General features: G+C 56.8%; 7 protein-coding genes. 1 reads left to right on the top strand and 6 read right to left on the bottom strand.

Annotated features, from left to right (window positions below):
* Position 1: 1 nt before the first annotated feature.
* The 4 genes from ACTQW0_RS06670 to ACTQW0_RS06685 all read right to left on the bottom strand — a co-directional run bounded on the left by ACTQW0_RS06670 (position 2) and on the right by ACTQW0_RS06685 (position 5,790).
* Positions 2 to 1,798 (bottom strand): type I restriction-modification system subunit M, encoded by a 1,797-nt coding sequence (locus ACTQW0_RS06670; RefSeq protein ID WP_441567445.1) that lies wholly within the window; start codon positions 1,796 to 1,798, stop codon positions 2 to 4.
* Positions 1,799 to 1,800: 2 nt separating this feature from the next.
* On the bottom strand, positions 1,801 to 2,007 hold the full coding sequence (locus ACTQW0_RS06675; protein WP_441567447.1) for a hypothetical protein: 207 nt from the start codon (positions 2,005 to 2,007) through the stop codon (positions 1,801 to 1,803).
* 305 nt (positions 2,008 to 2,312) lie between these two features.
* Positions 2,313 to 4,799: a hypothetical protein gene (locus ACTQW0_RS06680; RefSeq protein WP_441567449.1), complete on the bottom strand. Its 2,487-nt coding sequence runs from the start codon at positions 4,797 to 4,799 to the stop codon at positions 2,313 to 2,315.
* Positions 4,800 to 5,049: 250 nt separating this feature from the next.
* Entirely contained in the window at positions 5,050 to 5,790 is a 741-nt protein-coding gene (locus ACTQW0_RS06685) for an exonuclease domain-containing protein (protein ID WP_441567451.1), read from the bottom strand.
* Positions 5,791 to 6,042: 252 nt separating this feature from the next.
* Between ACTQW0_RS06685 and ACTQW0_RS06690 the strand changes: the two genes are divergently transcribed.
* Positions 6,043 to 6,168 carry a hypothetical protein gene (locus ACTQW0_RS06690; protein WP_427796015.1) on the top strand — a complete coding sequence of 42 codons (126 nt, stop codon included), beginning with the start codon at positions 6,043 to 6,045 and terminating at the stop codon, positions 6,166 to 6,168.
* A gap of 140 nt (positions 6,169 to 6,308) precedes the next feature.
* On the opposite strand, the gene ACTQW0_RS06695 is transcribed toward ACTQW0_RS06690, so the two are convergent.
* Positions 6,309 to 6,950, bottom strand: a complete 642-nt coding sequence (locus ACTQW0_RS06695; protein ID WP_441057611.1) for an SIMPL domain-containing protein — start codon at positions 6,948 to 6,950, stop codon at positions 6,309 to 6,311.
* Between the two features lie 510 nt (positions 6,951 to 7,460).
* Positions 7,461 to 8,840 carry an ATP-binding protein gene (locus tag ACTQW0_RS06700; protein ID WP_441567453.1) on the bottom strand — a complete coding sequence of 460 codons (1,380 nt, stop codon included), beginning with the start codon at positions 8,838 to 8,840 and terminating at the stop codon, positions 7,461 to 7,463.
* Between the last annotated feature and the right edge of the window lie 444 nt (positions 8,841 to 9,284).

The following is a 9,284-nucleotide window of genomic DNA, read 5'->3' on the forward strand; positions in this document are numbered from 1 at the left end:
GCTAACGCGCCTCTCCGAAGAGGGCCTCGAGGCTCCCCTCGAGCGTCTTTTCGTGCTCTAGGATGCGCTTGGCAATCTCGTCAGCTGGCTCCAGCTCGGCATACTTGTAGAAGACGCGCGTGAACGGGATGGTGTAGCCCACCTTGGTCTTCTTCTTGTCCACCCAAGCATACTCGTTGTATGGGCGTACCTCGCGCTCGATGTAGGCGTCGATATCCTGCGTCAGCGGGATATCCTCGGTGTCCTCCTTCGCCTTGTCGGGCTGCATCTTTCCGCGCTTGTTAAGAACGGGTTCTCCGTCCTCGTCAACGAGGGGGCTCTCGACAATCACGCGGTTGAAGCCAAACTCGACCGTCTCCATCAGGCGAGCCTCGACTGCAACCTCCTGCCCGTTGGATCCGACGCCCATCCAGGCGCCGTCGCGGTACTCGGAATACGCCTGAACGATAAGATCGCGGCAGGATTTGGTGATGTCGTTCTTCTTGTCGCCGATGCCCTTGCGGCGCTTCTCAAAGCACTGGGAGGCGTCGATAAGCAGCACGTGGTCGCGATGCTCGGGTGCCTTCGCCTTGCTGAACAGCCACACATAGGTAGCGATCCCCGTGTTGTAGAACGAGTCGCAGGGAAGCTGCACAATCGCATCGAGCCAGTCGTTCTCCAGTACATAGCGGCGGATGCTGTCCTCACCGCTGCCGGGCTTGCCCTTATAGAGCGGGCTCGCGTCCTGGATGATCGCCATCACGCCATCGTCCTTGAGTTTTGACAAACCGTTGAGTACGAACAGCATCTGGCCGTCGCCCTTGGCGGGGAGCTTCTCGACGGGGAAGCGCCCTCCGCCGGCAGACTTGAACTCCTTCTCCACCGCGGCGGCCTGCGGGTTCCACGGATCACCGAACGGAGGGTTGGAGATGCAGTAGTCGAACTTGAAGCCCTCGAACTTATCCGCCGAGAGCGTGTCGCCAAACCGCATGTTGGTGTCGTCCTCGCCGCGGATGAGTGCACTCGCCTTCGCGATGCCGAAGGTGAAGGGGTTGAACTCCTGGCCATAGCAGGTCACGCGTGCCTCCGAGTCGAGCTGGCGCAGGCGCTCCTCGGTGCAGCCAAGCATCTGCGAGGTGCCCATGGTCTGGTCGTAAACCGTCTTTGTGATGCGGTCGCCGTCGAATACATGCGAGTCGGCCTGAATGAGCAGGTCGGTCATGAGATACACAATGTCGCGGCTCGTGAAGTGGGCGCCGGCGTCCTCGTCGTAAGACTCAGAGAAGCGCTGAATGAGGTTCTCGAAGATGTAGCCCATGTCCACAGCTTTGATCTTGTCGGGCGACATGTCAGCCTGAGGCTTGCAGAAGTCACAGACAACTTGGTAGAGCAGTGGTGCGTCCGGATCGGAAAGGCGCTCGATCTGGTCGGCGAACTTCATGCGCGCCAGAATGTCCTGCACGTTGTCCGAGAATCCGTTGATGTAATCCCTGAAGTTGTCCTCGATGTTCTCTGGATCGGCCTTGAGCGTTTCGAAGGTGAACTTAGAGGTGTTGTAGAAGGGGTAGCCGGAGGCCTCGCGCAGAAAGCCGTCTTTTACAGAGAAAGCTTTGTATTTCTCGGCGGCGGCGAGGACGGCGTCGTGGGTGGGCGCGAGGCAGTCATGGAAGCGCTTGATGACTGTCATGGGGAGGATGACCAGGCCGTACTCGTGCGGCTTGTAAGGGCCGCGCAGGGTATCGGCTGCGCTCCAGATGAGAGATGCCTTCTCCTGAATATTTGCGCCAACGGCTTTGATGAGGTCGTCGCTATCCGCCACTACTATTTCTCCTTCTTGGTCAGGTATTCGATGAGGCTCATCTTTACCAGCGAGGTAAAGCTGATGCCAGAAAGCGCAGCGGCGTCCTTCGCCGCATCACGCATGTTTTTAGGTATGCGGATGGTCACGGCAACATTCTCGCCATCCACAAGAAAGCTCTTGAGCTCGCTTGCCTTTGCCTCTCCGTCGATAAGATCGGCGTATTTCATTGGCAACCTCCACGATTGCATGATGCAATACAAATGTGCCTATGATTCTAGCAAAGGACTGAAAACTAATTACCGTCTAGCACAGATGGATAGACAAGTAATTAACACCAATAAGAAGGGGGAATAACATTCTGAACCGTCGTCTCTCCCGCCTGAAGGAGCTCGACGAGAACTAGTCGGCAACTCAAAAAGACACCGAGCAAGCCACTAACACACTTATCACGTTCCACAAAGAGATGGGTAAGCATGACGCCAGCTTGAGCGAGGGCGCTAATGGCATAGAATTGCAGCCAGACTGCCCGAACCTATTCATCACTTGTTGCCGGCAAGCTGTTGAGCGGCTCACTCCCACCGTCGGCACCAAGGCGCTTCTGCATCTTCTCAATCCGCTTAAGGGTTGAAGTCAAATACCCAAGACCCCTCTTCAGCTGCTTAAGCAACCTGCTATCCCTGCGGTCCCCCTTTCCATTCTCCTTCTCGACATCTTCCTCAACACCAGCGATGCTGCGCCGCACGGCCTCGGCTGCCTTCCACACCAAAATGGCCCCTTCGTGCGGGCAGCGGTCAGTTGCCACATCAAGAAAAGCAAGGAGCCTCGAACATTCGACGAGCACGAACTGCGCGTAGTTCTCCCCCATCGATGCCGCCAAGGCAACGCCGCCGGAACCCAATAGACCAAGCGCGGCGCCGCCGCCCGTAATCAAAGCAGTGCCACCGGCCATGCCCATGCCGCCGGCGGCCAAGGCCCCACCGCCAGCTGCAGCAAGGCTCGCATTGACAAGCGCAGCCCCGTGAAGGCCGACAAACGAGCCACCAAAGATACCGACAGCAATATCCGGAGCCAATACCGCGGCCACTCCTCCTGTACCCAGGGCCGCCGCCACGGCAATGACGCCACCCACCAAGACCTTTGGCAATGTACCTGAAAGCTCACGGATATGCGCCCCACATTGCTTCTCTAGGGAACGTACGGCGTCCAAATCAACCGCGTCTTGTCTCCTGGGAAATTCATCTTTAACCCAAGACCCACTCTCCTTCAAACCTTTGTATTCCTTCTTCTCTTCATCTTCCAACTGCGAATAGGGGCGAAACTCAACCAACTCCTGCGCAACAAGCAAGGCACGCACTTTACCGCCTCGCCGCCGCGAAATAGCCTCAAGGGCTCCGTACGCATCTTCCTCGCTCAAAAAGTAGCCGTCTGCATCAATGCCTAGGCCATCCGCGACCGAATCCTGCCACGCGCGAGCCCAGCTCCTCTTTTGCCCTTTGCGCACTTCGTTCTTCTCGTTCCCGCAGTCGTAGTTGATGGCGGCAAGCTTCAGCGAGAAGGCAATCCTCGTCGTTTCTCTATCTAGGCTATAAAAGTGGAATCCATCGAAGATATCCTGGCGGCGCCTGGCGCGCTCAGCCCAAGCCTCGGACATTTCCTCCGCCATATAGCCCCAGTCGGCATGGAGGGCAAACGCAAGGCGTCCAACTCCAACGTAGTTTATTCGCAAGAAGAACTTCTGGGCGAAAACGACCTTGTTCCCCTCGCATTCGATACCCGCCCTGACCGCCGCCGTCGCCAGATTCGCCAGAACAAACGAAGTGCTCGAAACCGTGACCATGCGAGTGAGGGCCCTACTGTTATAGGGCATAAAATGCGAAGCCTTGAGTTTGTTCAAGCCGGAGACCTTGCTCACTTCACAACGCTCTAGCTCGGCCTTGAGCCTTGAAAGCATGTAGAGACAACGAACGATAACCTCGTTGGCCACGACAGCTGGCACCTGGCTTAAAGCCTGATCGAGAAGACCGACTTCCGCCCGAAGGTCGAAGCGAATGGGCTTGCCGTCCTCGGTTTTGAACGCCGTTCCGTTAAACAGTTTTGAGATCCATTGCTGAATGCGAATATCCTCGCCCTTATAGGCAATCTGTATGTCTTGAAAAACAGGCAGGGAGGAGAGCTCCTTTAGCAGGGACAGCACGACACCGGGAATACCCGTCCCCTTACCGGGGTTTGAACTAGACCCCGCCATGTCGCTCACGAGATGCATCGCCCAGAACAGAGTACCAAACGCGATCTTCTCTGGAACGTTCCTGCCTATAAGAGGGCAGTCGGAATCGAAGGCGGCGGCAGGCAGGTCAAAGGCGACAAACCGGCCGGCCGTATCGGCACCATAGCCTTTGCACGTGAATTGCGAGAGAATCGAGCACGCAAGGCCAACCAAGCTCGGGTGGTGCGAGAAGTCCCGCAGATGATGTTGGAGCCCGCCGCCAAACTCGGCAGTCAGTTTGTCCGCGGCAAGAGGATACTCTTTCTCTAGAAAGCGAATAGCGTCTTCTAGAGTTGCATCCGCCTTTGTCATACCCGCAGACTTGGCAATCGTAAGAACGAATTTGCCAACCTTCTCGTCGCCCCACTCTTTGGCACCCTCTAGGTTGAAGTCTTTCTGCCACAGGATATTCAACGCGCCCGTGAGGAGCCCGCTAACGGCTGCAAGTTCATAGTCGAGCTTCGTAGCCTTTTCAGCCCGAGGGTCAAAATCAAAGAGGACCTCCTCCCCATTGGGAGCGTCCTTAAAACCAACCAGCACGGCGCTACCGTTCAGCGGCACAGATGTAACTTTGGGCAGTTGGGACATACTGTAAACTATCTCGCCGCCACTAAAAACAAGCTCGTCTGCCATACCGGTTTCCTCCTGCAAACGCGTAAAATCAGATTGCTCTACGCCGCCAAATCCCTCTTCATAGAAGTATTCGAAAATCTCGGTGATGCAGTTGCTCAGAACCTCGTCGGGATAGTTCGCCACTGGCAGCCTATACACCTCATTGTGCACGATAACGCACACAGCGTCACGGGTCTCTGCCTATCCGTCCAGCGAATCATGTTAGCAAGCCGCTCTTCGATAATGGAAGCCATCTCGATGTCCACGCTCTTGACCCGCTTGGTCCCAGCGAGTGTCAGCACGTCCTTGAGCAGGATCCCAAACGCAGTCATCTGCTGCTGATCCTAGAATCCTTCGCGCAACCATTCCGTCCGCTTGTCGCCAAATGAGCCCCCTACCTCCCCTCCGCCTTCAGCTTCAGCAGCAGGTCGCCCAGCTCGGGGCACTTGCTGGAAAGGCGCGTCTCGGCTCGCTCGCCCATCCCCCACCGTTGGCGGACTTCCTGGGCGCGCGGGCTCACGTGGTAGTCCCCGTCCATCACCTGCTTGAGCAGCTTGGCGGTCACGCGTGCATCGGCCAGGGCGCTGTGGGCGTGACCCGTCGACTCGTCGAACTCGATGCCAAACCACATTGCCGCGTCACCCAACGAGACGCGCCCGTGGCTGCCCACGTCCATAATCGAGGTGTAAAACGCCTGCAGGTCGGCCCAGTCCGTAGGAAATGCGGAAAGGTCGATGTGCTTTGCCTGGCACTCGGTCAAAAGCTGTCGACGGTCCGTCCCGCTCCAGCAAACCACCTGGGCGGAGTAGCGACCGATCCAATCACCGAGCCTTTTGATCACTATGTAGAGCGGATCGGCCATCGCGGTGTCCACGGCCGATATCCCTGTGAGCTCGCGGACGGGATACGCAACGCCTTCGGTTAATTCTGTCTGCACAAACTGCGAGAACTCGCCCATAACGTTGCCGTGGTAATCGAGCTTGACGGCGCCGACCTCGATAATCTCATTGCGCAGCCCACGGCGCTGGCGCTGCTTTGGCACCGGCGCAAACTCAAAGTCCAGCACGATCTGTCGCGCAAAGTTCGTCGTATCGATAGCCGAGATACCCGGCGTCTTTTCAGCTGACACGGTCATGGCCTTTCTCCGTTGCCTGCCGCTTGCTACATAGGCGGCTACATTGCCGTAAGGATAGGCGCCCGTGCGGACATGAAAGCGCCCAGCGCGGCTACCCGGCATCCTTGCGTAAAGCTGCGTTTTGAGATGGTCAGATCGCTGTTATTATCGAACATATATTCGTATTTATGGCTGCAGTTTGATAGACTGGTTATTGTTGACGGCAGTTCCATGTGCCGGGCAGCGCCCTCCATGCGACGGGAGGTGATGCCCATGACCGATCTGATTGATTTCGTGAAGCTCCTGACCTCTTTGGTCTCGCTCCTCACGGCGCTTATCGGACTTACCGAGGCACTCAAGCAGTGTTCGAAGCACAAAAAGAGGGGTCGACGCCGTTAAGGCATTGACCCCTTGATCAAAGCAACGGCGCTGCCCAGCTATCACCCTTGGGCTGCCGTCGACTTTATTCTACCCACGGTTGCCAGGTTTAACAAATGAATTTTCAGTCATGAAGGCTCGACGCTCGCTCGACTCGTCCACTATTCCAACCACCACTCCACGTCCACGGAGCACTCGACCTCGATGGGTTCCGGATCCAGCACCGTTTCCCCAAGGCCTCCGGATGCCCCATCGGGAGCGCCCATGGCAGCGCAGTACACCCCACCATAATCCCCCGGCCGGCTGTTATACGAGATGTGCTTGATGCCGCCCAGCTTAGTCCCCGCCGCCGCAGCAAGCGCCTGCGCATTACCGCGAGCGCGCTCGACAGCGCGGGCAATCAGGACGTCCTCCGCCGCGCGCTCATCCGCAAGTTCAAATCGAATGTTCATGTCGGCATGCGATCCGCAGGTGTTGAGCGCCGTCCACACAGCCGCACAGTCAATCGAATCGACAGGCACGGCAACCGTGCCGTACGCATAGTAGTCGTAGCCCACGATGATTGCCCTTTTGCGCGTCGTCTGCGCATAGCAGGTGTACCGGCGACACGTTAACTCGTCATCCAGGCCAAAGGGCGCCAACGCAGCGGCGACCTTGGCGCGATCGGAGTTATAATCGTCCAGGCACGCCTCCTTGGTATCAAAGCGGCCGCCAAAGCCAATGCTAAAGATCACGCGATCGGGCATGACCTTATCCTCGATCCGGGCACCAACGCTCACATAACCGGTCTTATCCGTTGCCATGGCATCCGTCCTTTCCACGAATGACTACGTTGCAGTAAACATAGCCGCCCGTGCGGACATAAATTGCGCTTCGATGCCATTGCGGATTCTGGGATGCGGCTTCCACTTGAGGCCCCTGCCGGAAAACGTATCCCGTTCTGGAGCCGAATTCTGGGACGCAGTTTCCGCTTGGAGGCCCACTAGGAAAGCGCATCCCACTCTGGGGCCAAATTCCGGGACACGGTTTCCGTTTGAAGCCCCAATGGGAAAGCGTGTCCCGTTCCGAGAGCTCATTCCGGGATGCAGTTTCCGCTAGAGATGCCACCGGGAAAGCGTATCCCGTTTTGGAGCCAAATTCCGGGTCGTAGTTTCCGCCTGAGGGCCGATCCAGAAACGGCATCCCACCCTGGGGCCGAAATCTGGGACACGCTTTCCGCCGGCATTCCGCCGACAGCCAACACGACAAAAGAAGGGGCCCTATTCCAGCAATTCGAGGACAGGCTCTTGCCCTCGAGCAGAGCTACCCCGCCCTCACATCTCGGCAAACGAAATCAGCTTGACGTCTCCCCTACTCTCCGCGGCATCCCGACATCCCTGCGTAAAGCCGCGCTTCGAGAAGATCGCATAGCTTTTGTGCTGCCTCCTAAAGAGCTCGCTTCGGTGCACGAGCTTTTGCAGCACGTCTTCGCCCACCGGTTCATTGCGCCATTTGCACTCCGCAAACAGCGCAGCGCCCTCGCCATCGTCAACAATCAAGTCGATTTCTTCCTGCGTATGCGTGCGATTATCCGTCCCCCACCAGCGCCCGACGCTCGCCGGAACCACATCGAGCTGGCCCGCGCGCGCGATTTCGTACACGTATTGTCTGCATATAAGCTCAAAGATCGTACCCATGTAATCCGATATGTGCGGTTCAATGCGCTTATACGCCATCTCGGCCATATCGTTTTGAATCAGCCCGATGTTCTGCGGAACAAACTTGTACCAGAACCTAAACATCTGGTCGCTCAGCAGATACACGGCTCGCTTATTGCTCGTCTCGTTTAGGGGCAGCTCGCGCTCGACAATCCCAAGCGACGCCAGCTTATCCACATAGCTCTTTACGTTGCTCGCAGGGATTCCCGTAGAGCTCGCAATCTCCGAGATCCTCGAGCGCCCCTCAGCAATTGCTTGCACGATCGCATCATATTGCTCGGGATTGCGGCACTCTTGCAATAGCAGGTTACTCGGCTCCTCAAAGAAATAACTCGTAGGAGTAAGAAAAAGACGTTTGATGTTGTCCTTGAGCGGTGCGGCAGGATCGACTTTCTCGATATATGCAGGAATGCCGCCTGTCATGCCATAGCAAACCGCAGCGTCTTCGCGACTCATGCCCCGCCACAGGCCGAGGGTCGTCGTAAAATCGAGCGGCATGATCTTAAACTGGGCCGTGCGCCTACCGTATAGTGGGCTCTCGTAGCCCAACACCTGCTCTTCCATGAACGAAAGCGACGACCCGCACAGGATAAGCATGAGCTTGGTCTCTTTGTACAAGTGATCGATCTTGTCTTGCAGCAACGAGCTGATCTCGGGATTCGATTGGGCGAGATAGGGATACTCGTCAATCACGACAATCAAACGTTCCGTGCGAGCCATGGTTGCCAATGCATCGAACGCCTCGTCAAAACTACGAAACGACACGTCTGCAGCACCAACCGAATCCGCAAGTATCGCCTGACTAAAGCCGTGCAGGTTTGCCTCCGCATTGGTGCGACGAGCCTGAAAGTAAATAGCCTTCTTGCCTTGGATGAACTCTGTGATAAGGCGCGTTTTGCCCACACGACGGCGGCCGTAAATCACAGGCATCTCAAAGGAGCCCGTGCCATACAGTCGATTGAGCTCGGACATTTCCGCTGTTCTTCCGATAAACATAGGGCGTCCTTCCTTTACGTTATAGCTAGCTATATTATATCTTCCTATAATATAGCTAGCTATAACGTAATTCGACAAGCGGCGCACGCAAAAGGGGCGGTACACCGCCGCACGTGGACCGTTCCGGAAAATGCATCCCGTTCTGGAGCCAAAAACTGGGCCGTAGTTTCCGCCAAGCATGCCATTCGGAAAGCGCGTCCCGTTCTGAGCCTGAATTCTGGGATGCATTTTCCGCTGAAGCTTCTACCGGAAAACGAATCCCATTCTGAATGTCGAATCCGGGACACAGTTTCCGGTAGAGGCACCGCTGGGAAAGTTCATCCCGCTCTGAGCGCGGGACTGCGGACAAAAAGTTGGACCGTTGAGGTCCGGAACGGAGTCCGCATGGCATACAGTAGGAGAATGGTGGAGAGGGCCAGGGCGCTTCGCGGCGCCGGGCTCACC

The sequence above is a fragment of the Collinsella sp. LCP19S3_B7 genome (assembly GCF_052121795.1).
In the GTDB taxonomy this organism is placed as follows: Bacteria; Actinomycetota; Coriobacteriia; order Coriobacteriales; family Coriobacteriaceae; genus Collinsella.

Coding starts and splice junctions, on each gene's coding strand:
- ACTQW0_RS06690 (WP_427796015.1), top strand. CDS start 6,043: ATGACCGATCTGATTGATTTCGTGAAGCTCCTGACCTCTTTGGTCTCG.
- ACTQW0_RS06695 (WP_441057611.1), bottom strand. CDS start 6,950: ATGGCAACGGATAAGACCGGTTATGTGAGCGTTGGTGCCCGGATCGAG.
- ACTQW0_RS06685 (WP_441567451.1), bottom strand. CDS start 5,790: ATGACCGTGTCAGCTGAAAAGACGCCGGGTATCTCGGCTATCGATACG.
- ACTQW0_RS06700 (WP_441567453.1), bottom strand. CDS start 8,840: ATGTTTATCGGAAGAACAGCGGAAATGTCCGAGCTCAATCGACTGTAT.
- ACTQW0_RS06675 (WP_441567447.1), bottom strand. CDS start 2,007: ATGAAATACGCCGATCTTATCGACGGAGAGGCAAAGGCAAGCGAGCTC.